Below are 22,738 nucleotides of genomic sequence, written 5' to 3' on the forward strand. Positions count from 1 at the left end.
GAACCCCGTGTCCTATGCAAGCCTCATGGTCGCGGTCGATGACGGCCGCCATGCATCAGGGCGGGTCCGTCTCGCCGCGGAACTCGCCCACCGCTTCGGCGCGCGTCTAGTGGGGGCGGCCGGCTGCTTGCCGGAGTATCCGCAGGGCTTCGGCGAGACCATCGTTCCAGCCGGCATGGCCATCGAGGAGATCCGGCAGGCCGCCCTCGACCGTTTGGCGGGCGTTGAGCAGGTCTTCCGGCAGGCCTCCTGCCTGAACGACCGGATCACCTGGCGCTCCGACCTGACCGCCCCTGTTCCCTTCCTGGAGCAGCAGTCACGGGCATCGGACCTGATCGTCGCCGGCCGATATGCGGATGATGAAGCCGTATCCCCGGGAATGGTGGTCGGCATCGGCGACGTGCTGATGGGCTGCGGCCGGCCCGTCCTGGTGGTCCCGCCAGGCGTCGAGCATCTGGAGGCGCGGCGTGTCATCCTGGGATGGAAGAACACACTTCAGACGTGCCGGGCCGTCTCGGACGCCCTGCCGTTCCTGCGGCGGGCCGAAGACGTCCAGGTGTTGCAGATCGCCGATGGCGAGGATCGGTCCGAGATCGAGGACGTCGTCGCATTCCTGACCCTGCACGATGTCAACGCGACCGCGCACGTCGTGAAGCCCCCGAGATGGACCGTCGCCGACGATCTTAGGTCGGCAGCCAGCGAATTCGACGCGGACCTGATCGTGACGGGGGCCTACGGCTACAGCCGCCTGCGCGAATGGTTCTTCGGCGGAGTCACGCGCGACCTCCTGTCGAAGGGCCCCGTTTCCTGCCTGATGTCCCATTGATCGCGAGTCCGCTCATGTCCAACCCGGGCAACCCCGAACACCCCGAGCCGAGTTTCCCGCCACCGTCTCCTGCGTTCCCGCCCGAGCCGGGCCAGGATCCCCTGCCGGAGCCCTTGGGCGTGCCGACCTGGGAGCCCGAGGGCATTCCGCCGGCGAACGAGCCCCTGGGCATTCCTGGCGGGATGCCGCCTGAGATCGTCCCTTGATGCTTGCGGGCGCCGCAGCAAGCCGGAGGTAGATGGTGCACCTGATGCCCATCGTGGCGTGGTACCCAACTCCCGGCAGACGAGGGCGCGGATGCGCCGCTTGGAGGCACAGGCCCGTCGCCGGGCCTGAGATGCACCCAAGTCCTGATTTGATGCCGTTCTTGGCTCGACGCGAAACAACGTCAGACGTTAATTCCGCCTCGGTGAAGCCCATCCGTTGGCCAGTGAACGAGGCGGATCCCATCCCACAATTCGAAGTGTTTGTCGTCGGCCATCAAGATTGCGATGCCGAGCGCTTCAACGTCGTCCATCGCGAAGATGTCCCGAGCGTCGGACCAGTGTCCGTTGCACAGCAGGAAAAAGCAAGTGTAACGGGTTCCGTGCCCGTTCGAAGCCGTGTCCAGCGACTGATCATGGTCATTGGGCATTGTAAGATCGCCCGTTGAGATGCCCCTGCCGCCAGGGGGACAGCTTTTTTCAGTATGGTTCGAGGAGGTACTTACGCCTTGACCCTGATCAAAATACGCGACCGCATCGCCGGCCTTTCGCAGCATGGATACGATGATCGCTCGGAAACCGGTGAGACCTATGATCTCATTTTTCCACTTCTCCAAGTATATCGCCGGTCTTAGGGTCCAGGTCGAACTGCATTGCTTTACCGTTTTTCATGCCTTCACCATCCCAGTGACCATCGTCAGCCTCGATCTTGGTGATCGAGGTGTAACCGGACGACATGAGCTTCTGCTTGACCTGATCCAGGGGCATCCAATCCGGCCCCGGCTGGTCAGCCAGGGCGACACCGTGAAGGCATACGCCAAGCGCCACCGTGCAGGTCAACATCGAAAATTTGGTCATATTCTACTCCTGAGATAGATGTTCGCCGCAGATCAAGACTGCGGTATCTGTTGTACAATAGAGCATTGTCGATGCTCTACGCAAAATTTGGTGCGGCTACCGGTCACGGCGCCCTCGGGATGTATTCAGTGTTTCAAACGTAATGGCCACTCCCGGTGTCGGGCCAGGCTAATTGTCTGTCACGGAGCGATCAGGTTCCGTGGCAGGCGACCGCCGAGCGGGCCGCCGTACGGGCCGGTTAGGATGCGACTCCGAGGGGATCGCGTATCGGATAACGTTTGGCGGAACGCGTTACGCCAGCGGGAAGGTGGTGACGAGAAGGTTTGCATGAGGATGGAGATGGCGCAGGAGGCCCTGACAATGGGGCGTTGCCTGGAAGTGCGGTACGATGGCTATGCCCGGGTGGTCGAGGTGCATGCCTGCGGGTACACGCGCGACGGCAACGCGGTGATGCGGGTTTGGCAGGTGCGGGGCGGCAGCACGAGCGGACGGCGAACGGGCTGGAAGATGCTTCGCCTGGACGAGGCACGGGCCTTGGCGATTCTCCATGATGAGGCATCCGAGGCACCGCGGCCTGGATACAAGCGGGGCGACGTCGACATGTCCCGGATCGTCGCCCAGGTCTGAAATCAACAATCCAGGGTCCAGGAACCGATGCGTCCGGCTTCTTGTGTAAAGCGCAGGCGTTCCTCGGGCAGCGCCAAGGCGACCGTCTGGGCCTTCGCCTCCGTAACGAGACGGTCGAGGTCCCGCCCATCGTGCGCATCCGGGACGGGTTAAAGTCCGAGTAGCGGGATCGGTCCCGTTCGTTCCCCCATGCGCCGGACGAAACGGTGTCCCATCGCGAAAAGGAACGATGTCGCGGTCATGTCCGGCTTCGCTTCAGGCGACGGCTGCGATGACGGGCGCCAGGGCGACGTCGAGATGAACCGGGTTATGCAGGGTGTTCGCCACCGGCGACCACAGCACCGTGTGCTTGATAATTGCCGCCAGGACCTTCCGGGACGCATCCGCGTCAATCGCCACCGAGACCCGGATGCTCTCGAAGCCGATGGTCTTCGGCGTGAGGTCGCCACTACCCCAGACCGAGGTCATGTTGATGTCGGCCTCGACGCTCAGCTCCAAGGAACGGATCGGGATACCCTGCGCCAGGGCGTTGGCGTGGATGCCGATGGACAGGCAGGAGCCCAGGGCGGCGAGCAGGGCCTCGGAGGCGTTGGGCGCAAGGCTGTCGCCGAGCATGCCCTCGGGTTCGTCCTCCATCACGGGCTGCGGCGGCAGGTTCCGGATGTAGTTCAATTGGCTGAGCCGTCCCTGCGCCACGGTTCGGCATCGCAGGGTGCGCATGGCGGCCGGATCGGCCTTGGCCTTGGCAACGACAGCGTCGAGCTCGCGTTTGGCCGCCCGGGGCGGCAGCGGGATGACGGGCTTCGGCGGTGGCTTGACCATTGAATTCCTCGTTCCGTGGTTTCGTGCCCATGCCACCGGATATGCTGGCGGGAATTTATCCCGAATAGGCATTCTGAAAGATCTAGTTTAGGCTTCGCACCGCCGAAGTCGGAAAGTATTTTTGACGACGAGAGCCCCAAAAATGATCAGGTTCGGCGGATGCTAGACTGGGATGATCTGCGATTTTTCCTGGCCCTGGTTAGGCAGGGCAGCCTCTCAAGTGCCGCCCGGGTGCTTCATGTCTCGCAGTCGACCGTCGGCCGGCGCCTGAACTCGCTGGAGGCGACCCTTGCGGTACGCTTGTTGAACCGCACTCCCGAAGGCTACGTGCCGACGCTGGCCGGCGAGGAGGTTCGCGAGAAGGCCGAGCGGCTTGAGGCGGAAGCCATCGCCCTGGAGCGGGACGTCACCGGTCGCGACACCCGCCTGCGCGGGCTGGTGCGGGTGACCTGCGCCGAGACCATCGCCGCGCACCTGCTGGCTCCAAGCTTCGCACGCCTGCACGCGACGCATCCCGACATCATGATTGAGCTCATCCCCAACCCGCGGGAACTCAGCCTGGCGATGCGCGAGGCCGACATCTCCGTTCGCATGCGGCAACCCGAGCAGCACGACCTCGTGGTGCGGCGCATCGGCGGCATCGCCTTCGGCCTCTACGCGACGTCGGACTACGTCCGAGAGCACGGCGAGCTCAACTTCGAGGACGGCTGCCCGGACCACCACCTCATCACACAGATGGAGGACAGCCAGGAGATGACGCAGTCGGCCTGGCTGACGGATTTGGCCCCCATGTCTCAGGTCGTCCTCCAGACGAGCAGCCATGAGGCCGCAGTGCTGGCAGCCGCCAACGGTGGTGGACTGGCCTGCCTGGCTCGGTTCCGCGGCGACCAGGAGCCTCGGCTGATCCGCATGGAGGTTCCGACCGAACCGCCGAGTGCCGACATCCTTCTGCTGGTCCACAAGGACAACCGCGACACGCCGAGGATCCGCGTGGTGCTGACCCACATCACGGAGAGCATCCAGGCACTCGGCCAAATGCTCCAGCCTCCAGGGGCGAATGAGGAGGACGTTCGCGCCGTGGGCAGATGAGGCAATCGACGCAGCCTTGCTCGGCCGGGCTCATATCGATGTCGGACGACGACGCGGCTTTGCTTCGAACCGACAGAGTCGGCATTTGATCCAGATCAAATCGAATAGGTGTCTATGGATGCATGAAAGACCGTCGGCGATAAATCATCGCGAGATGGTTTAGTGACGCATCCGTTCCTGCATAGCTAAATGTCGAAATTGCTTGGCGACTGTACTTTCCCAAGACGCTAGCTTGCCATCGAGCGGGTACGCCGGCCCACCGCCGACACGATCCCAGCGACGAAGGCGAACCACCATGACGACCGACGAGAGACTGACGCAGGACGTGCTCGCGGAGCTGTCCTGGGATCCGAGCGTGGCGGCCACGGACCTTGGGGTGAGCGCCAAGGACGGCATCGTCACCCTGAAGGGGCACGTGACGAGCTTCGCGCAAAAGCACGCTGCCGAGGCAGCTGCCCGCCGCGTGAAGGGGGTGAAGGCCCTCGCCGAGCAGATCTCGGTCGACCTCCCATTCGAGCATCGCCGTACCGACGAGGACATCGCGGCCGCCGTCATCAATCGCCTGGACTGGGATGCCGCGATCCCTCCCGACACCATCACCGTCCAGGTCCAGGATGGCTGGGTCAGCCTGAATGGAGCCGTCGACTGGAACTTCCAGAAGGATGCCGCGGGGCTCGACGTCCGGTCGCTGCTGGGTGTCGTCGGTCTCTCGAACCAGATCACCATCAAGCCGCGCGCCAACGCCCACGACATCGCCAAGGACATCGAGGATGCGCTGGGGCGGTCCTGGTTTTTCGATCCCAAGCGCGTCGGGGTCGACGTCGAGGGCGACCGCGTCCGGCTGACGGGCAGCGTCCATACCGAGCACGAACGCCGGCTCGCTGCCGTGACGGCCTGGAGTTCCCCGGGCGTCGGCATCGTCGAGAACGAACTCGCCATCGCCTGACGAGCGCCTCCGTCCCCTCCGCCTTCTCAAGGAAATCCCATGTACCGCTTCCTCCGCCCCCTGACGCTCGGGGCCTGCACCGCCCTGGCCCTCGCGACCCCGCCTCGTGCCGCCGAGGAGCCGCAGGGCAGGCCCGACACTTGGTCGGATTCGAAGCCGGCTCAGGTCTGCCTCGACCATCTCAAGGCCTTCGATACCCAGATGGAGAGCGACGGCTACTGGCTCGGCGGCTCGGGCTACGGCTATGGGTACCCGCTTGGCGGCTACTGGTTCGGTTTGAGCAGCGGCGTCCCGATGGGCATGTCAGCCGCCTCGATGCCTTACGCGTATGCACGACCGGGGTATGAGGTCCGGGTGCTTCTCGCCGGCGCCGGCATCCTGGCCCGCCATGGACGCCAGCAGCCCTGCGAGGACGTGCTCGTCCAGGCCCGGCAGAGCTACGACCAGTACAAGACCGACATGAAAGGGCGTGACCTCCGGGTAGCGAACGCCCTGGGCTTCCGTCAGCAGGAACTCTCGCTCGCCCAGCCGGTCTCGACGCGAACGATGGCGATCCGATCCGACGACCTGCTCGGTAGCGAGGTGCGCACGCCAGGGAACGTCGCACTCGGCAGCGTCGACGACATCGTCATGGGCGCCGACAGCGGCAAGATCGCCTACCTCGTAGTTGCCCGAGGCGGCATTTTCGGCATCGGCGAGCGCCACGTCGCGGTCCCTTGGGACCAGTTCAAAGTCACCCCGAACCTGAATATCCTCGTCCTCGATACCAGCAAGGGCGACATGGACAAGGCACCCCAGATCACCGGAAATCACTCTGCGCATCCGGCCCCGTTCGAGCAGCAGACCGCCAAGGCGGACGCCTACTGGCATGCGACCCTCAGGACCCAGCACACCGACTGAACCTGCCTTCGCTCGGCAGGGTCGCCCTGCCGTCCACCTTCGAACCCACGATTGGATACGACCATGAAACGAATGATGGCGCTGCCGGCAACCTTCCTCGCCTTGTCGATGATGAACCCGGCCAAAGCCCAGTCGCCAACGGCACCTCTCGGGGATGCCGCGACGACGATGCGAGAGGCGGGTCGCGAGGCGAACGAGGCAGCCGATGCTGCCCGTGAGGCGGCTCGGCTTGCGCTGCAGGCGTCGAAGGCGGCGGTGAAGGACGGCCCGAAGCAGTCCGCCGACATGATCGGGAAGCTCGCCACCGACGCCGCGGAAGCGGCGACACGGGCCGAGACCAAGATCGCCGAGGCCAACCGGGCGATGGGCATCAAGGCGAATGCTTCAATGCTGAAGGCAACCGACTCGGCGCGAAAATCCGTAGAGGCGACCAGGTTGGCGATGCAAAGGTCCATGGATGCCGCCGATGCGTCGGTCAGCTCGAACGTCGCGTCCGTTCGGCGGGCGGCGTCGGGTGCGCGGGCCGCCATTGTCAGGGCCGCTACGGCCGCCTCGAATGCTGCTAAGGCCGCTCGCGAGGCCGCACGGACCACTTGGGAGCGCGACATGACGCAGACCCAGCTACGCGGCTGACCCCAACCGCGGCTTTCTCCCCTGTCAGCCAAGGAAGACTTCGATGACGACGAGCAAGATGGCGAGAGCTTGCGAGGAAGCTGCGCACCAGCACGAACGCGCCGCGGCACATTATCGGCATTCCGCCAGGCATCTTGCCAAGGGTGAGCACGCTGCAGCTGTCAAGGAACGGGACATCGCCCTCGACCACTCCGACAAGGCCCGGATCGACGAACTCGCCCTGCGCCCTGATGACAAAGCGTCGGAAATACGAACCCAATCCGAGGCGGCTTGGCACTACGTGGGTTGAGGCCCTCGCGAGCCAGCCCCCGCGGCGTCCGGAGACGAGGAACCCCACAGCAGCCCGCCCCGAGATTTCCGGACCCTTCGCCGGCGCGCCCGCAGCAACCCGATCACGATAGAAGGGGGGCTGCCGAGCTGGACCCTCAATAAAGGCCCCCAGGTCCCATGGTGCCGTCGTCTGGACTGAAAGCGGATTGTCGACGCGACCGTAACGCGTCCAGTAAGAAAGCCCTCGATACCGCGATGTGGGACGTCGGACTCCGCACGCGGACCTGCCGGCCCGTCGCGGACCGGCGCAGATGCGTGATGCGGACGGTCGCTTTCCCATGCCATGCCGTCAGGGCTTCGCTACCCGCTCGCCTCGGGCATCGCTCAGGCCGTGAGGGAAAGCCCTTCGGACCGGAGACCGCCCCCAGGATAGGCCATCTCAAGCGCGCGGAGGCTCCACCGCATCGGTATTGGCTAGCGGCCTATGCGTCGCCCGGCGTCACGATTCCTCGGCGGCCGCGACCGAGGCCGATGGACCTCGCCATGGCCGACCGAAGGGCGGCGTATTCCGGAGCGACCATCGGGTAGTCGAGCGGCAGGCCGAAGCGCGCGCGGTAGCCCTGGGCGTCGAGGCCATGCCGGGCAAGATGGCGCTTCATGGTCTTGTAGCTCTTGCCGTCGAGGAAGCTGACGATCCCCTGGGGCGTGACCGACTTGCGGACCTGGGATGCCGTGGGCCTCCCGTGGCTCCCCTCCGGGGTGCCTTGCACCGGCCCAGCGGCGAGACGGGCCAGGGCGGCATGAACGCCTTGGATCAGGCTCGGCAGGTCGGTCGTCCGGACAGACGTGTTCGAGACATAGGCGCAGACGATGCGCCCCATGAGACCATAGAGGGCCATGGCATGGTTCCCTGAATTATTCCGGCACGATGCAAATCGCCGTTACGGACACTGCTAATCATCAGGTGTGGATCGGATTTTCATTATCAACATAAACCATGTATTTCTTGAATTTCTAAGCTCCATCGCTTATCGCTAGAAGAAATTGGCTTTCGAGGCCCTTGAAATATTAGGACGACCATCGCCAGGGGGAGGGACGGAACCCGTTCGCCCTCACATCGAACAGGTATCCTCATGCGGCTGGTGAGCGACCAATCGAAGGCACGGGTCGACCGACGCCGCGCCCTTGATCGACTGACGCCCTCCCTTCGGCGGCTCACGGCCAACCTGCTGCGGATCACGCGAGGGGCGGGGCATCCCCATCGCCTCGCCGACGAGCTGGCATCCTGCCTCGGCGCCATTGTCGCCTACCGGGGTTTGGTCGGCTCCCCTCCCTCGGCCGAGGAAATCCACGCGGGGCTCGACCCCGGGCTTCCGTCGGGCACCCCGACCGGGGAGGCGATGTCCCGCCCCCACGACGACGCATCCTGGGAGCGCGCGTACGTCCACATGGCGATCCGTCGGGCGAGCCTAGCCATGACGGCGGCCATGCTGATGGACCAGCGGATGCAGTTCTCGAAGGCCGAAACGGAACTGCAGGCGGCCACGGACCAGCTTGAGGAAGGCGAGGTGACGGTGCTCGACTGGCAGGCCGCGCACCCGGCATCGGTGAGGCGCCGCGGACGAAAGGAGCCTCCGATGGCGCGGGTCGCCGGAAGATCCATTCCCACTAACCCGATTGCTCTTCGCCTATGCCCTCCGCTCGTCAACGGGACCGAGCGCCATCCCCACGAGGTTCCGGGGACGGACCCGAGGCAGTCCGAGCCCGGCATCGCGGGATGATGGCCCTGCGGCACGGAACGCGCTCGGGTCGCTCCTGCGGCTAGCGGGCGGCGAATTCCATCGCGGGTACCCCGTGGGTGCCGTCGGTTCCTGCCAGGCGATCTGACGGAATTGGACCCGTCCCTCGACTTCACTGTCTGCGCTACCCGAACGAATGGCCCGTGCGTACCATGACGTCGCAAGCCCGCTCGGGGGGTCGCTGGCGCTTTCGCTGAGGTTCGTCACCCTCATAGGGAGAAAGCCCAACCAGCGACCGCCCGAACGGCCCTGTCCCGCCGCCCGAGGGCAATTCCCGATGGGTCCCAACCCCTCATGCCTGCCGCGAAGCCTCCTTGGCCATGCCCGTGGGCGTCGCCAGGGCTTCCGCCTCTAAGAGCTCTGCGACCGCCCTACCAAGGCGGTCGATTACGGCCTCGTCCACCCGGATGGGATACATCAGCTCCAAGGCTCGGGTCGCTCCGATCACGGCCGCTCGCGCAGCCGTTGACCGCGGCATGCGTCGAAGTTCGAAGATCGACATGGGTCCCCCCGTAAGCGGGCGAGTATGGGCCACGAACGGCTCATCACCTAAGTCAATCGTGACGAGCCCGGTGCCGGGACGAACGCCCTGCATCGAAGATGGGGCGTGTGGACGCCCGGGAGGGACTCGCTACATCCAGCTCCCGTCGTTGATCCGTCCCCTGATCGGCTGCCGCTCCGCCAGGACGTGGGCGTAGGCCATGCCGGCCGCGAGGGCGATGGATGTGGAAGGATAGCAGTCCGGGGAGCGGTACGGGTGGTAGCCGGCCGTCGTCACCGACCATCGGAAGCGGCCCTTGTCGCTTCGGCAGGCCGAGAAGGTCACGCTATGGTCCGGCGACGAGGGGATGCGCATGACACGTCATGCCACGTCGCTCGATCCGGACAAAGTCGGGTTGGCGACCCGCGTCGGGCCGCCGCCGGTCGCATGCGGCTCAACCCCGCCCGCCGGGAGGCCAGGCTTGCCTCAGGCCGGCGCTGCCGCGCCGTTAAGCCTCGCTGTCGCTCCTGGTTCCGGAAGACGGGGTCGGCGCAAGTCGGAGCCGACCTCCGGATAGACGCCGCACGTGGGTCATCGGGCGGTTCCCTTCGTCCCGGCTGGAGGGCGCCTTTTATTTCCGATGGATTCCTGCCTTGTCTTTGTTCGTACTCGCTATGGGACACTCTCCAACGTATTGTCCGCCGGTCAATGCTATCGACTGGAGTAGGTCCATGACCCGCCTCGATGCAAAGCGCCTGGAAATCGTGGAATTGATCGCAATCGAGCTTGGGTTCGACGGCCTTGAGGGTTTGACGGTTGAGGACCGGGAGATGGTGGACCAGCACGCCGACGAGGCGATCATGAGCGGCGCGGCCTATCTCTCGCATCCTGCCGACAGCGAGAACTCCAACATCCGGCTCAGGATGCTTTTGCGGAACTATCTGATCATGTCCAAGCTGGAAACGGACCAGGACGACAGCTAGCCAAGGGCGTCGGCAAGGGGGACTTGGCTCCCCGGGGTGGCGCATCTCGCGTCGTGGAAGGGGACGGCCTGCAAGGGGATCGGAACCGTCAGGCAGATGGGGACGTCGAAGGACCGCTTCGGGCGACTTCGCTCACGGGGGGATCTGCCTTGCCCAGGTGGACGCGCATCTGCCCTGTGTTTCATGTTGCGACGCAACATGAAACGAGGCGTATGCTTCCCGAAGCGCTACCCCCTGCATCGAAGGCCGAGGGACGGCACCGGGTCATTCGCTCGCCGAGCGGAGCCGGGATGCTGCGATTGACCCGAAAGGTAATCCGATGCGCATCGCCGTCATGGTCGCGACACTCGTCGCAATCGCTCCGCTTCCTGTCTCCGCGTCTTCCTGCGCCGAACAGATCGGCACCATCGAGCGCCGCCTCGACAGCGCCGGTGCGGTCGAGGTTTCCGGCCTTCGGACCGGCCATACGCTCACGACCGGCTCTCCGCGCGCCGTCAGGAACGCTCGGCTCGACGCGCCGAGCGACCTCGGCATGGTCTCGACGGCGGACCACATGGCGGTCGCCCGGACACTGATCATTCGAGCGGCCGACGAGGACCGGCGCGGGGACAAGCGCGCCTGCGAGAACACGATGAGCGAGGCCAAGGGCATGATCGGTGCATTGCCGTAGTCCCGGCGGGACGGAATTGGTTCGGCCTCGGCTAAGTCGTCGCGACTGATGTATCCCCGACATGGACGGATGCTCGATCCGCCCATGAGTGCCCGTGGGACGATGGCCCATGGGCATCGCGGATCCGCTCCGCTCGGTCGGTTCCAGGGCGAACCGATGCGATCCAAGGTCCCGACGCCCGCATTTATGCACGGCCGGTTTCCGGAAACGGTTCGCGTATCCGCTCTGGATGGCTGCTAGCCTGAGTATCCCTACGATCCAACGGTCGTCGGGCGATACGCAGGGACCTTGCCCCCTTCACTCCTGCGCATCGGGCTTTTGGCTGGCGAAGGCGACGCCCGTTGCCAGGGCACCGCTCGCCCGCCCACGCGGACATGCCGGAGGACGACGATGCCCAGCCATGCCTGCATCGATCCGTACGATCCGTACGCCCAGGCAGAGGTCCTCGTCGATTTTGAGGTGATGGCCAGCGGTGTCAGGTTGATCGCGGTCCGCGATGCCTGGGACCACGACACGCTCCCCGAGCTCGACGAGCCACAGCGCAAGGCGCTCGAAACCGAGATCCTCGACGACTACCGCCAGCACGCTCAGTCGACCGACGGTCCGCCGCGCCGGGGGGCGATCATGGGCAGCCCAGGAACAGGATCCACATGAGCATCGAAGGCCATGCGTCGCAGTCCGCCCCATACGTCCACGGAGGCGAGAGGCGCCCGCCCGTGAAGGCGGGATCGGTCGTCGTGCGCGACGAGAGCATCTGGCCGATGCCCAACGCGATGGATGAAGCCGCGCGCCAGGCGCGCGAGGCCACGGCACGGCTCTGTCGTTCGCTCGGCCACGCAGGGGAGGAAGGCGAGCGGCTCGCACGGCAATCTGCCCGGAACATGGAAGCGCTGACCCAGTGCCGCACGGTACTGGCGAAGGCATTCCAGGCATCCTCCGAGAGTTGGATGGAGATGGTTCAGGCGCAATGGAAGCGGAACTTCGACGGCATAGAGCGCCTGATGCAGGCCGGGTCGGTCGAGGAGTTCGGAGCGATCCAGGGTGAGCTCGTACGCGAGAACCTGGAGCATATCCTCCAGGACAGCCGCTCCATCGCGGAAAGTGCGATGCGCGCGGCTGACGAGGCCGGGAAGGCGCTCTCGGCGATGGCCGGCCTCGTCAGCGACGAAGAGGCATGAACACTAGATGGTCGCCGCGGCCCGTACGCACCGGGTCCGGTCGGGCCGCGGGGCTCGCAGGACGACCGCCATGGCTTTGGCCGCTCCTTGACCGTAACCGGTCGCGGGCGAGGGCCTTGGTCCTGCATCCAGCCGCGGCATCGGTCCTTGTCACGGTCCTGCTTACCGCCATCGGCCTGTCGTGCGTATGCATGAACGTTTTTCACGGTCATCCTGCCGTCCTCACCTGGCCGTAACCGTGAGTGCGATCCGGCATGACAATGCGCGTTGCCAGCGCATGCATGGGTTCGGGGCGCCGGTGCGGTTCTAGAGCGTTTTCCACTTACTCCGGATCGAAGCCGGCGGCAGCGAAGTAGTTTGCGCACTCGGTTGGTGTGAAGGCGTCGAGCAGATCGCCGACGACAGTCCAGAGCCGATCGACCGTGCGCTCGGCCGCTTTGCGCAGCAGCGCCTTGAGTTTGGCGAAGGCCATCTCAATCGGATTAAAGTCGGGCGAGTACGGCGGCAGGAAGCGAAGCCGTGCGCCGCTGGCCTCGATGGCGGCCTGGATCGCTGTGCCCTTGTGGGCGGGGAGGTTGTCGAGGATGACAGTATCGCCGGGCCTGAGGGTTGGGGCGAGCACCTGCTCGACGTCAGCCTAAGAACCACTCCCGCGTCATCGGTTCGTCGAGCACCATGGGCGCGCTCATCCCCGACAGGCGCAAGCCCGCAACGAACGTCGTCGTGAGCCAATGGCCATGCGGGATGCCCGAGCGCAGGCGCTGACCGCGAGCACAGCGACCGCGCAGGCGCGCCATGCGGGTGGAGAGACCTGTCTCATCGATGAAGATCAGGCGCTCAGGGTCGAGGTCGGGCTGCGCGGCAAACCACGCCTCACGGGATGCGGCCACGTCGGGGCGATCCTGCTCGGCTGCGTGCGCCGACTTTGTTTCCACGTCGCCGCGCGGCAGGCGAAGAAACGCCACAGCGTGCCCAATCCGACCGAGACGCTGCGCTCGGTACGCAGGCGTTCCTGCATCTCGGCAAGCGTGATCTCGCTGCGCGGTCCTTCGGTTCGTCCTTCTCTTCGGTAAGGGCGAGCGAGAAGGCTTCATGCACGTCGAGCTTGGAGCCGGGTGGACGGCCCTGACGCTGAGCCCGCGTCTCTCCTGTCATCGTCGCATGTGCGGCCCAGTGGATCACCGTAGCGACGCCGACCCAAAAGCGCAGGGCCGCGGCCCGGCGGGACAGACCTACTTCCACCGCGTCCAAGACGCGAACACGCAGATCGTGACTGTAGGCACGGGCCATGGCGATCTCCCTGACGAACCTTCAGGGATCAACGCTCACCTGGCCGCAACGACTCAGGGATCGTCGAAAATGCTCTAGTACCTCCGATGCGGGACGGTAGTGCCCATACCCAAGGTGGTCCGGAGCCGTGCGACAACGTCTGATGTGCTGACCGGCACCGACGGTAAGAGCTGGCTGTCACCGAGGGCGACAGATGCTGCGAGGATGTCCGTCGAGGCGACAACTGGCATTGTCAGAGGTCTCTGATGATCGAACCGGCATCGCCTAGCCAACCTTTCTCGGGAAGGTCCGGCTGATCGCCTTTTTTCTCCACCCTCGAACAGTCAGTTCCCCTCAGATCACGAACACTGATGGGCAAGGCATCCACTCCGACGACAGCCCATCCGCTGGCAGATTACGGGTCTTTCGGCTGGCAGATGTCGTGGTCCTGCTGACAACTATCCGATCGCCCAGCACGTAAGAGCCGCCGTCGGATTGAACGTATGTGACTAAACAATCGCTCGACCTAGAATAGTTCCAATGTAGAATTTTGGAATTGACAACAAATCATCATACAGATTTTAGATTAACATTTAGCAAAATATAGCTATAATCGTTTGTTAACGGGCCAAAAGCATGACACATTGAACATTTAGGGGATAATCCATAAGCAGCGGATTAGGAAATGGCTCGGTACTACTTTGATTACTTTTGCGGTTCTTGGACAATAGATTCAATTGGTCAGGAGCTTGCTAATCACAAGGAGGTTGAGACAGAGGTGATGCGGGCACTACCCGAGATCGCCAAATCTATCATTCCCGCAGATAAAAATAAGCAGGCCTATACGGCGGCGGTACGCAATGAAGAAAACTCAACCGTCTATGTTGCGACCATGACGTTCACGGGCAGCTGGTTCCGCAATACAATATAGTATCAAAATATACATGAAATTAAGTTATGCTCTCTTTCATGAAAATCGATGTCATCCTCGACGATCTGTTACGAATTCGTATCATCAATACTAGATCCCCGTAACTCGTATTTGTATACCTTCCGATGGGCATGGCCCAGTAGGGCGTATGCTCAATCCATTCGTTCAGAAGCTTAAGCACAGTTTCGTTCTATCGGAGGCCGATGAGGCGGCGCTTTCCAGAGCGAGTGAACATGTTCGCGTCGTCTCACCTCGGACGAACCTTATTTCGGAAGGGGATGCACCGGATCACGTCCATCTGATTCAGAGAGGGTTTGCCTGCCGCTACAAGGTCCTTCCAAGCGGAAGCCGTTCAATCGTCGCCTTTCTCATTCCTGGGGACTTTTGCGACCTGAACGTTTCGATCCTCGGCGCGATGGATCATTGTATCGGAACGATCACTTCCTGCGATGTCGTACGTATCCCACGATCGGTGATGGACGACCTCCTCGGAAACCATCGGACACTCGAACGCGCTCTGCGTTGGGCTGGTCTCGTCGACGAAGCGATCCTGCGCGAGTGGTTGGTCAACATGGGCCGTCGTTCTGCGGACCAGCAGATCGCCCATCTGTTCTGCGAACTTCTGCTCCGCCTTCAGGCTGTCGGGCTTGCAACAGAGAACAGCTACGTGTTTCCCCTCACGCAAGCAGACTTAGGCGATACGGCAGGCCTTTCGAATGTCCATGTCAACCGGGTGGTTCAGGGGCTGCGACAGAAGAAACTCGTCGTGTTTCGGGAGAGACGGGTCACGCTACCCGATGTCGAGGCCATCAAGGATTTTGCTGGGTTTAATCCAAATTATCTTCATCTTCGCCCTCGGCCTCTGCCCCATCCGGCAGGGCGGAGGAACTGACACACCCAGTGAGATGAATGAGCACAGCCATTTGTTAAATATTTTGTTAGAAGCTGCGCCTAGAATGTGATCCATCGCGGCCCTGCCCGTGGCCCTCCGCGCCTGTGAGACTTCGTGTGCTCCCGCCTACCGCGCGTGGAGATTCCTATGCCCCGCTACTTTTTCGATATTCATGACGGGTCGACGCTTCGTGACGACGAGGGAATGGATCTCCTCGGACCCGAGGATGCGGCGCGTCACGCAAAAACGGTTCTGCCCCAAATTGCGGCCCATGAGATTTCCAAAGATGGCGAACACCAAGCATTCTCGGTTCTCGTGACGGACGAGGATGGGCACCCCATCTATTCCGCGGCGCTTACGTATACTGGGACATGGCTCATCCGCTGAGATAACAGCCCGACATCTATTTTGATCTATGCTCCTGGTTGCAATTATCGTGGATGGATATTTGAACAAATGTTATTTATTATAAGGAGGCACGGCGACGTTCTCGGCATTCCGCGCCTGGGAGACGTGCGTGCTTCCGCCATAAGCACCCGGATCGTTTTATGTCTCGGTATTACTTCGATGTTCATGATGGAAATTTCTTCCTGGATGACGTCGGTGTTTTGTGTCTAGACTTCGATGCCGTACGTAAGGAGGCAAAAAGAGTCCTTCCCGATTTCGCTCGTGAAATATTGCCTGACGGCGGTGACCATCATACTATAACTTGTCGTGTTCGTGACGATAATAACGAGACTGTTTATACAGCCACGCTTATATTCAATGGAACTGATATGCGATCTCGATGATGTCATCGAAGCGGCGCAGGCGCTCTAGCACGAGCAAATATGGCCACAACAGAAGTGTTGACCAAAAGCCTTCACAGTCAACCGAGCCCTTTAGCGACCTCCTGAAGGAAGATGAGCTCCAACCCGGCAATCGCGGTACCAAGGGTGCGCCCGTGATCGCGGATTGCATGCCATCATCAGTAGGAAGTCAGCTACCATGACGAGCGATGATAGTGGCGCACAAGATCGCCGGGAGACGAGAAGCGCGAAGCTACGGGAGAAGGCCCGCGAATGGGGCGAGGCACGAGCCGATTACGACGCGGCTCAGCAGGCCACCGAGGACAACACGATGCGCCTCAAAGCCTTGAGGCTCAAGAACGAGCAGGCTGACCAGAACGCTGCCAAGAAGGCAGACAAGAAAAATAGCTCGAGCTCGCGAGCACCCGCTCGCTGCTGCGTCGTTGGGAAACATGTGCGGGCGTGCCCATATGATCCCTATGATCATCTTCACCCCCAATCCCCATTCCCTGCGGGTCACACCGTCTGCAACGGAGCCCGGTCGGTTTGACTGGTCGATTTGGAAGGACAAGGAGGTGGTGCAGCGGTCAGTACGATCCTTTGGATCTGAAGGAGCCTCCGAGGCAGCCGGCGACACGGCCCTTCGGGCGGTCACTGCGATCTGGCAGAATGCGAAGTAGCGGAGCGCAGCTCTCTCGTAGGGAAGCCGAATATACAGGTCTCATAATGTCAGGCGTGGAGATCGGCCTGCATCTGAGAATTCGCAAGGCTGATACGTCTCACGAAGGGGGATCGGGCCGGGGGTGTCGCAAACGCGATCACGCCGGCGTTTACCCCGCGTTGACAATAGAGCCCGCGTGGCACCTCCCGTTTGTGAGGCCACCCTATGAACTGGTTGACGCCCGCGATGCTGCCGCTGTTGGCGGCGCGCTGGAGCTCGGCCCGCCGCTTGACCAGGGAGGCGTAGTCGATCGCTACGGCGCTCGGGCTCGGACACAGCAGAGCGACGAGAACTAGAGCAGGCACCGACCGGCTTGAATCGTCTGGGGTTCTCGCTGGGCCGAGGTTGTGATTCGACGCGCGGCTTTCCGAGGAGGAGAGCCGATGGCGTCTGCCCTGTCCGTTGATCTTCGTGAGCGTGTTGTGGCCGCGATTGAGGCGGGGGCTTCGCGCCGGGAAGCGGCACGGCGCTTCGAGGTCAGCCCGGCCAGCGCCGTGCGCTGGCACGGGACCTTCGTGCAGGAGGGTCGGACACACGCCAAGCCGATGGGCGGCGATCAACGCTCGCACACCATCGAGGCGCAGGCCGACCTGATCCGGCAGACCTACCAAGCGCAGCCCGAGCTGTTCTTGCACGAGTTGCGCGACCGTTTGGCCGAACAGGGTCTGCGGGTCGGGGTCAGCAGCCTGTCCCGCTTCTTCAAGCGCCACGGCATCACGCGCAAAAAAACACTGGCCACGCCGCCGAGCAGGAGCGGGAGGACGTGAAGGCCGCGCGCCTGTCCTGGTTCGAGCGCCAGCTCGATCTCGACCCGGACAAGCTCGTGTTCCTCGACGAGACCGCCACCAACACGAAGATGGTCCGCCGCTATGGGCGGGCTCCGCGCGGCGAACGCTGCCGGGTTGCGGTGCCGTTCGGCCACTGGAAAACCATCACGGTCACCGCCGGGCTGCGCACCAGCGGCCTGACAGCCACCGCACTCTTCGATGGACCGATGACGGGCGCTCGCTTCCGCGGCTATGTCGAAGAAACCCTCGTCCCAGCCCTCAGGCCCGGTGACACGGTCGTGCTCGACAATCTGCCCGCCCACAAGGTCAGCGGCATCCGCGAACGCATCGAGGCGGCCGGGGCGAGGCTGCTCTACCTGCCGGCCTATTCCCCCGACTTCAACCCGATCGAACTCGCCTTCGCCAAGCTCAAGGCCATTCTTCGAGCCGAGGCCGCTCGAACGATCAGCGACCTCTGGGACACGATCCGACAAGCCTTCGGACGCTTCACGCCAGCCGAATGCCGCCGGTATCTCGCCGCCGCAGGCTACGACGCATATGATCCAACATCATCGGATGCCGCTCTAGGGCGCCGCCACGTTGGTCGTGCTTCAGCCGCACGAGGAGGGAAGCCATGGTGCCGGTTGTCATATCCCCATCGTGACTTGCGCGGGTCTTTAATGGCTCAAGCAGATCACCGATGTTTCCGTGCATTCGGCTCAGGAGGCAGGACAACGGGTCAGGATGCCAGCCGGACTTCATCGCGAACCCGGTTCCCACCCTCTAAGTCGGCCAACAGGGGCGGCTGGTCGTATGCCCTGAGGAAGGCGTCGACGCAGCGCGGGTCGAAATGGCTGCCCGCCTGTTCGCGCAGGTGGGCAAAGGCGTCGCTGTGCGACCAGGCCTGCTTGTAGGGACGCTTGGAGGTGAGGGCATCGAATACGTCGGCGACGGCGACGATGCGGCCCCCTAGGGGGATCGCCTCGCCCCGCAGGCCATAGGGGTAGCCGGTGCCGTCCCAGCGCTCGTGGTGGGTGACGGCGATCTCCGCGGCCAGCCGCATGACGGCAGAGGCGCTGCTGCCAAGGATGCGCTGGCCCCGTTCGGCGTGCAGCTCCATCTCCCGACGTTCCTTGGGTGTGAGCAGACCTGGCTTGAGTAGGATGGCGTCCGGCACGGCGATCTTGCCGACGTCGTGCATGGTCGCCGCCAAGCTCATCAAGCGGCATTCGTCGGGCGCAAGGCCGAGGGCCCTGGCTATCCGACCCGCGGAGGCCGAGACCCGTGCGATATGGTCGCCGGTGTCCGTGTCCCGGCTCTCGGCGGCTCGCATCAGCGTAGAGATGATTTCTCGCTCACGATCCTCGACCAGAGCGACCGCAGCGGCGACCTCTCGCGTTAGTTCGGCGGCGTGATCTTGAAGGGCCCAATGCGCCTTCGAGAGAGCGAGCAGGTTCGAGACGCGGGCACAAACCTCGATCGGGTCGACGGGCTTGGTCAGGAAGTCGGTCGCGCCGGCCTCCAGGGCCTCGCGTCGCAGCTTGCGCTGATCGAGACTGGTGACCATGACGGTCGGTACGTTGGCGAGTTCTGGAATGCTTCGGACCGCTCGAATGAACTCCACCCCATTCATGCCGGGCATGTCGTAGTCGGTGATCACGACGCCAATCTCGGAGGCATGCGCTCGGGCGAAGGCGAGCGCGTCGGCCGGTACAGTGAAGTCGTGCGGCCGGCAGCCAACGATGGGTTGTAGGGCGGCGACCACGAGCAGGTTGTTCATCTCGGCGTCGTCGAGAACGAGAGCCAGCATCAAGCAACGTTCCAGGCTTTGTAGGGCCCCCTTATCCGTCAGGATATTTTGGCGACACCGGTAGACCAACGATCCCACGATGGGATCCAGAGCGTTGCCAAAGCCTGAACACAGCGCACTTATCCTCGACTTACGGGCTGCTGCACTCCATTTTTCGAAGTCAGGCACGGCCACTCAATGGCATGGCGTTGGACAGCTTCTGCGGCACTATTGAGTCGCAGGGGGAACATCCCCTTCAAAGTGAGGGTCATGGTCCGCTCTCTACCTTTTCGGACTTTGTGACGGGCGGCCGTAGGTGTCGGCAAATCATTATTTTATCGACATGTAGCCCCGGTACCTTTGTGTCGATAACGAAGGAGCCTTTTGAATCGAATAGCTATTTCTGCCGCGGATTGGTGTACGCAGTAGCCGTTGATCGCGATCATATTCTAATATTGACGTGTCTCTTCTCCGAAACGTGCAATATTAATCTCTATGTTACTGAGCTTATCAATCTGAATCTTTTGCTTTAAATTTGAGCCGGCGTAGTGATGCCGCACTTTGAACATCCTGTGCGCATATCGCTGGGTGCGCCGGCGATGAAATGAAGCGTATCGGATGTAGAACCCCGCAGTTCGAACCTTAAATTTAGGAATGTTGTAGGCAACCGCATTAGAAGGTGATCGAGGTGCGGCTGCGAGAACGGCTATGGGGTTTGTCAGAACTGATCGCGCAGCGGCTTTCTCAGACCCGCAGCTTGAACAAATCGACCCACTGATACGGCTCCAAGTTGCTTTGTCGGCCGCTCGCATTTCCTCAAGGTTGCGGGCAGATGGTGCAATAGCACCCGTCAGTGAGGTTACAATGCCAGTAAGAATGGCAGCTACGGCAATGTTGATTTTCATTCCGTCTCTGCCTTGACCTGATTGCATGGTAACTTTTGCTACCGCTTAAACGCAGTTGCACTGAGTCTTTTACACTCCATTCTCCGAGGAGCCAACAACTGTAGTGAAGGCACAAAAGCATTAGATCAAATTAAGACCTATGGGATTGCGGCTCTCGACAATTATAATCCTATATTGCGCCTTGGCCTATCTGACGCTCAGTTCGAAAGTATTCTGCTAGCTCTCCCAGCCACGGCTGGCGCAGCCGGGGCCAACGTCGAGTAAACGCCGGCACTATCGCGTTTGTAACAGGCCCAGAGGCGACACACTTTCATTTGACCACCGAAACCGCCGCTTCATGTTCGGGTTCCAGGCCGACGGAGAGCCGCATCGACCTGGCAAGGCCGTTCAACATCATTGAGGGACTGGTAGAAGACGAGGGCAAACTCGATGCCGTCTCCTCGCAGGATGCTCGACGCAAGAAATAGGTCGATCATGAAACGAATGGTCTCATTACAAATCAGTCAGGAAAACCTAACTGTACTTATGATATAAAACCAATCATTCTTTGCGTAGATACGCATATTTCTTCTGGTAGATTCAAATTTTCGGTCAACGGACTGATGGTACCATTTCGTATGGTACTTACATCAGTGGCTGTGCTCGCGTGAAAATCTCTCTGAAGACGTCCCTCATTGGGCTGGTCCTCCTCCTCTGCTTGCTCTCCGCAGGCGCGGGCGGGTGGGCGCTGCGCTCGGTTTCTCTTCTCAACGCGGAGATTGTGGGCCTGACGGGCAAGCAACTGCCCACCACGGCGTTGCTCGGCCAAATTGAGACCTCGGTGGCCACGCACCGCATCCGTCACTACCGCTACATGAGCAGCGAGAATGACGAGGTGCGGGCCACGTCGCTCGTCATGTTGAACAAGGAAGTGGACCACCTTCGCATTCTGCTCAGCACCCAAGAGTCAGGCGTGATATGGCGGTCCTCAGCGGGTACGTCGGTCGCAACCCGTCGACGCTCGAATATCGTCGCGGCCTGATCGCGTCTGCGGAGTCTCTGGCCCGTGCCGACACGAAGGTTGCCAAGCCCAGGGGCTACGCGCCGAGCACCAGACAATCCGAGAGCATGATCGGGTTCTCGATCCTGGGCTGCCCGGGCATGGGGAAGACGGTCACCGTCGAGCGCGTGCTGCAATCCTATCCACCGCTAGTCGAGCACAATCTTGGCGAGACGATCACGCAGGTTCCCTATCTTAAGATCGAGTGTCCGTCGACGGGCTCGCCCAAAGCGTTCTGCCTAAGCTTCTTCCATGCGCTCGGCGAACGTCTGCAGACCGATTTCATCGGCATGCTGAAACTCGATCGCAAGACGGGCGATGTGCTCATGCCCTATGTGCAGCACTACGCCTACCTTTACGCCCTCGGTGTGCTGGTCGTCGATGAGATCCAGCATTTGAGGCAAGCGACACAGGGGCATGAGACCCTGATGAACTTCTTCGTTGCCCTGTCAAACGCGATTAAGGTTCCGGTCGTCCTCGTCGGCACGATGGCCGCGCTCGACATCTTCCAGCTAGACTTCCGCAGCGGTCGACGCGCCAGCGGTATCGGAAATCAGTATTGGGATCGAATGCAGAAGGACGGGGAATGGGACGAATTCATCAAGGAGATGTGGTCGTATCAGTGGACGCGTACGCCGACCGCTCTCGATGACGATATCTCGGAAGCGCTCTACGATGAAAGCCAGGGCGTGATCGACATCGTCATCAAGCTGTTCATCTTCGCCCAGCTTCGGGTCATCGTGCGGGCTGAGATCGACACGCAGGCTGATCAATCCGAGATGATGACGGCAGACCTGATTCGAGAGGTCGCCGAGGAGGATCTGAAGATGATCGCTCCGATGATCCAGGCACTCCGGTCTGGGGATAAGCGGGCTATCGAGCGATACGAAGATCTCAAGCCTCTTGCGCGGCACCTCGATGACACAATCCTGACGATCACCGGCCAGCCCGCGAGTGAGATCCGGCAGCGCCTGGCTTTGGAAGAGGCTACCTCCGCAGCGGCGGCGGCGACCGCGGACCGCGATGCTGCCGTGCTCGCAATCCTGCAGGTGTTCAAGCTATCGGTGACTGCAGAACAGGAAATTCTCGCCGAGGTGCGCCGGCGTCATCCGTCAGGCGATGTCGCCACGGTCTGCGCGACCGCCGCTGCACTCGTGCACGCGCGCAACGCGAAGCCTATGAAGTCGATCAAACGCAAACCGGCTCACAAGGTCGTCGTCCCGGGCGATCTGCGGCATATCCTTGAGGCCGCGACAGCTGACGGCCGTACGGGCTACGATGCGTTCCTCGCAGCAGGTGTCGTCAAGCATCCGCTCGCTGATTTGGCTGCCTGAGCGATCGGGGCTTGGAAG

The 22,738-nt window shown here is 62.3% G+C and carries 25 protein-coding genes and 2 pseudogenes; 19 read left to right on the forward strand and 8 right to left on the reverse strand.

Features of this window, described 5'->3' with window-relative positions; translation table 11 throughout:
- Positions 1-7 precede the first annotated feature (7 nt).
- Positions 8-826: a universal stress protein gene (locus tag AC1MGR_RS12350; RefSeq protein ID WP_480234782.1), complete on the forward strand. Its 819-nt coding sequence runs from the start codon at positions 8-10 to the stop codon at positions 824-826.
- Positions 827-1,214: 388 nt separating this feature from the next.
- On the opposite strand, the gene AC1MGR_RS12355 is transcribed toward AC1MGR_RS12350, so the two are convergent.
- Both AC1MGR_RS12355 and AC1MGR_RS12360 read right to left on the reverse strand, forming a co-directional pair.
- Positions 1,215-1,646, reverse strand: a complete 432-nt coding sequence (locus AC1MGR_RS12355) for a hypothetical protein (RefSeq protein ID WP_480231765.1) — start codon at positions 1,644-1,646, stop codon at positions 1,215-1,217.
- Positions 1,627-1,887 (reverse strand): PepSY domain-containing protein, encoded by a 261-nt coding sequence (locus tag AC1MGR_RS12360; RefSeq protein WP_480231766.1) that lies wholly within the window; start codon positions 1,885-1,887, stop codon positions 1,627-1,629. Before AC1MGR_RS12360 ends, AC1MGR_RS12355 begins: the two co-directional genes overlap by 20 nt.
- 327 nt (positions 1,888-2,214) lie before the next feature.
- On the opposite strand from AC1MGR_RS12360, the gene AC1MGR_RS12365 reads away from it, so the two are divergent.
- Positions 2,215-2,514 (forward strand): hypothetical protein, encoded by a 300-nt coding sequence (locus tag AC1MGR_RS12365; protein WP_480231767.1) that lies wholly within the window; start codon positions 2,215-2,217, stop codon positions 2,512-2,514.
- 255 nt (positions 2,515-2,769) lie between these two features.
- Here AC1MGR_RS12365 and AC1MGR_RS12370 read toward each other — a convergent pair whose 3' ends face one another.
- Entirely contained in the window at positions 2,770-3,336 is a 567-nt protein-coding gene (locus AC1MGR_RS12370; RefSeq protein WP_480231768.1) for an OsmC family protein, read from the reverse strand.
- A 159-nt stretch (positions 3,337-3,495) separates the two neighbouring features.
- Here AC1MGR_RS12370 and AC1MGR_RS12375 point away from each other — a divergent pair, with 159 nt between their 5' ends.
- The 5 genes from AC1MGR_RS12375 to AC1MGR_RS12395 all read left to right on the forward strand — a co-directional run bounded on the left by AC1MGR_RS12375 (position 3,496) and on the right by AC1MGR_RS12395 (position 7,193).
- Positions 3,496-4,425, forward strand: a complete 930-nt coding sequence (locus AC1MGR_RS12375) for a LysR family transcriptional regulator (protein ID WP_480231769.1) — start codon at positions 3,496-3,498, stop codon at positions 4,423-4,425.
- 295 nt (positions 4,426-4,720) lie between these two features.
- Positions 4,721-5,371: a BON domain-containing protein gene (locus AC1MGR_RS12380; RefSeq protein ID WP_480231770.1), complete on the forward strand. Its 651-nt coding sequence runs from the start codon at positions 4,721-4,723 to the stop codon at positions 5,369-5,371.
- Between the two features lie 39 nt (positions 5,372-5,410).
- A complete protein-coding gene (locus AC1MGR_RS12385) occupies positions 5,411-6,271 on the forward strand; it encodes a PRC-barrel domain-containing protein (RefSeq protein ID WP_480231771.1) in 861 nt (286 codons plus the stop codon).
- Positions 6,272-6,334: 63 nt separating this feature from the next.
- Complete coding sequence (locus AC1MGR_RS12390) at positions 6,335-6,904, forward strand: hypothetical protein (RefSeq protein WP_480231772.1); 570 nt, start codon at positions 6,335-6,337, stop codon at positions 6,902-6,904.
- Positions 6,905-6,947: 43 nt separating this feature from the next.
- A complete protein-coding gene (locus tag AC1MGR_RS12395; RefSeq protein ID WP_480231773.1) occupies positions 6,948-7,193 on the forward strand; it encodes a hypothetical protein in 246 nt (81 codons plus the stop codon).
- A 463-nt stretch (positions 7,194-7,656) separates the two neighbouring features.
- On the opposite strand, the gene AC1MGR_RS12400 is transcribed toward AC1MGR_RS12395, so the two are convergent.
- On the reverse strand, positions 7,657-8,073 hold the full coding sequence (locus tag AC1MGR_RS12400) for a Ros/MucR family transcriptional regulator (RefSeq protein ID WP_480231774.1): 417 nt from the start codon (positions 8,071-8,073) through the stop codon (positions 7,657-7,659).
- Between the two features lie 234 nt (positions 8,074-8,307).
- Between AC1MGR_RS12400 and AC1MGR_RS12405 the strand changes: the two genes are divergently transcribed.
- Complete coding sequence (locus tag AC1MGR_RS12405; RefSeq protein ID WP_480231775.1) at positions 8,308-8,955, forward strand: hypothetical protein; 648 nt, start codon at positions 8,308-8,310, stop codon at positions 8,953-8,955.
- A gap of 649 nt (positions 8,956-9,604) precedes the next feature.
- On the opposite strand, the gene AC1MGR_RS12410 is transcribed toward AC1MGR_RS12405, so the two are convergent.
- Positions 9,605-9,829, reverse strand: a complete 225-nt coding sequence (locus AC1MGR_RS12410) for a hypothetical protein (RefSeq protein ID WP_480231776.1) — start codon at positions 9,827-9,829, stop codon at positions 9,605-9,607.
- Between the two features lie 356 nt (positions 9,830-10,185).
- Between AC1MGR_RS12410 and AC1MGR_RS12415 the strand changes: the two genes are divergently transcribed.
- The 4 genes from AC1MGR_RS12415 to AC1MGR_RS12430 all read left to right on the forward strand — a co-directional run bounded on the left by AC1MGR_RS12415 (position 10,186) and on the right by AC1MGR_RS12430 (position 12,285).
- The gene (locus AC1MGR_RS12415) at positions 10,186-10,437 is read left to right on the forward strand and encodes a hypothetical protein (RefSeq protein WP_480231777.1); all 252 of its coding nucleotides are present in this window, start codon (positions 10,186-10,188) and stop codon (positions 10,435-10,437) included.
- A 319-nt stretch (positions 10,438-10,756) separates the two neighbouring features.
- Positions 10,757-11,107, forward strand: coding sequence for a hypothetical protein (locus AC1MGR_RS12420; protein ID WP_480231778.1), 351 nt, complete (start codon positions 10,757-10,759; stop codon positions 11,105-11,107).
- Positions 11,108-11,497: 390 nt separating this feature from the next.
- A complete protein-coding gene (locus AC1MGR_RS12425) occupies positions 11,498-11,761 on the forward strand; it encodes a hypothetical protein (protein ID WP_480231779.1) in 264 nt (87 codons plus the stop codon).
- On the forward strand, positions 11,758-12,285 hold the full coding sequence (locus tag AC1MGR_RS12430; RefSeq protein WP_480231780.1) for a phasin family protein: 528 nt from the start codon (positions 11,758-11,760) through the stop codon (positions 12,283-12,285). The genes AC1MGR_RS12425 and AC1MGR_RS12430 overlap by 4 nt, the downstream gene beginning before the upstream one ends.
- A 322-nt stretch (positions 12,286-12,607) precedes the next feature.
- On the opposite strand, the pseudogene AC1MGR_RS12435 reads toward AC1MGR_RS12430, so the two are convergent.
- A pseudogene (locus AC1MGR_RS12435) lies at positions 12,608-13,575 on the reverse strand (IS630 family transposase).
- Between the two features lie 664 nt (positions 13,576-14,239).
- On the opposite strand from AC1MGR_RS12435, the gene AC1MGR_RS12440 reads away from it, so the two are divergent.
- The 5 genes and pseudogenes from AC1MGR_RS12440 to AC1MGR_RS12460 all read left to right on the forward strand — a co-directional run.
- A complete protein-coding gene (locus tag AC1MGR_RS12440) occupies positions 14,240-14,485 on the forward strand; it encodes a DUF6894 family protein (RefSeq protein ID WP_480231781.1) in 246 nt (81 codons plus the stop codon).
- Between the two features lie 148 nt (positions 14,486-14,633).
- Positions 14,634-15,377, forward strand: a complete 744-nt coding sequence (locus tag AC1MGR_RS12445; protein WP_480231782.1) for a Crp/Fnr family transcriptional regulator — start codon at positions 14,634-14,636, stop codon at positions 15,375-15,377.
- Between the two features lie 147 nt (positions 15,378-15,524).
- Positions 15,525-15,764, forward strand: coding sequence for a DUF6894 family protein (locus tag AC1MGR_RS12450; RefSeq protein ID WP_108039777.1), 240 nt, complete (start codon positions 15,525-15,527; stop codon positions 15,762-15,764).
- 161 nt (positions 15,765-15,925) lie between these two features.
- On the forward strand, positions 15,926-16,168 hold the full coding sequence (locus tag AC1MGR_RS12455; protein WP_480231783.1) for a DUF6894 family protein: 243 nt from the start codon (positions 15,926-15,928) through the stop codon (positions 16,166-16,168).
- Between the two features lie 1,101 nt (positions 16,169-17,269).
- Positions 17,270-18,210 (forward strand): annotated as a pseudogene (locus AC1MGR_RS12460) (IS630 family transposase); the annotation flags it as partial.
- Positions 18,211-18,392: 182 nt separating this feature from the next.
- On the opposite strand, the gene AC1MGR_RS12465 reads toward AC1MGR_RS12460, so the two are convergent.
- Together AC1MGR_RS12465 and AC1MGR_RS12470 are read right to left on the reverse strand one after the other, a co-directional pair.
- Complete coding sequence (locus tag AC1MGR_RS12465; protein WP_480231784.1) at positions 18,393-19,463, reverse strand: HD-GYP domain-containing protein; 1,071 nt, start codon at positions 19,461-19,463, stop codon at positions 18,393-18,395.
- A 428-nt stretch (positions 19,464-19,891) separates the two neighbouring features.
- Positions 19,892-20,347, reverse strand: coding sequence for a hypothetical protein (locus tag AC1MGR_RS12470; protein WP_480231785.1), 456 nt, complete (start codon positions 20,345-20,347; stop codon positions 19,892-19,894).
- 646 nt (positions 20,348-20,993) lie between these two features.
- Here AC1MGR_RS12470 and AC1MGR_RS12475 point away from each other — a divergent pair.
- Positions 20,994-21,368, forward strand: coding sequence for a hypothetical protein (locus tag AC1MGR_RS12475; RefSeq protein ID WP_480231786.1), 375 nt, complete (start codon positions 20,994-20,996; stop codon positions 21,366-21,368).
- Positions 21,305-22,720 (forward strand): ATP-binding protein, encoded by a 1,416-nt coding sequence (locus AC1MGR_RS12480; RefSeq protein WP_480231787.1) that lies wholly within the window; start codon positions 21,305-21,307, stop codon positions 22,718-22,720. Before AC1MGR_RS12475 ends, AC1MGR_RS12480 begins: the two co-directional genes overlap by 64 nt.
- Positions 22,721-22,738 lie beyond the last annotated feature (18 nt).

It is taken from the genome of Methylobacterium sp. BI1, from assembly GCF_056680125.1.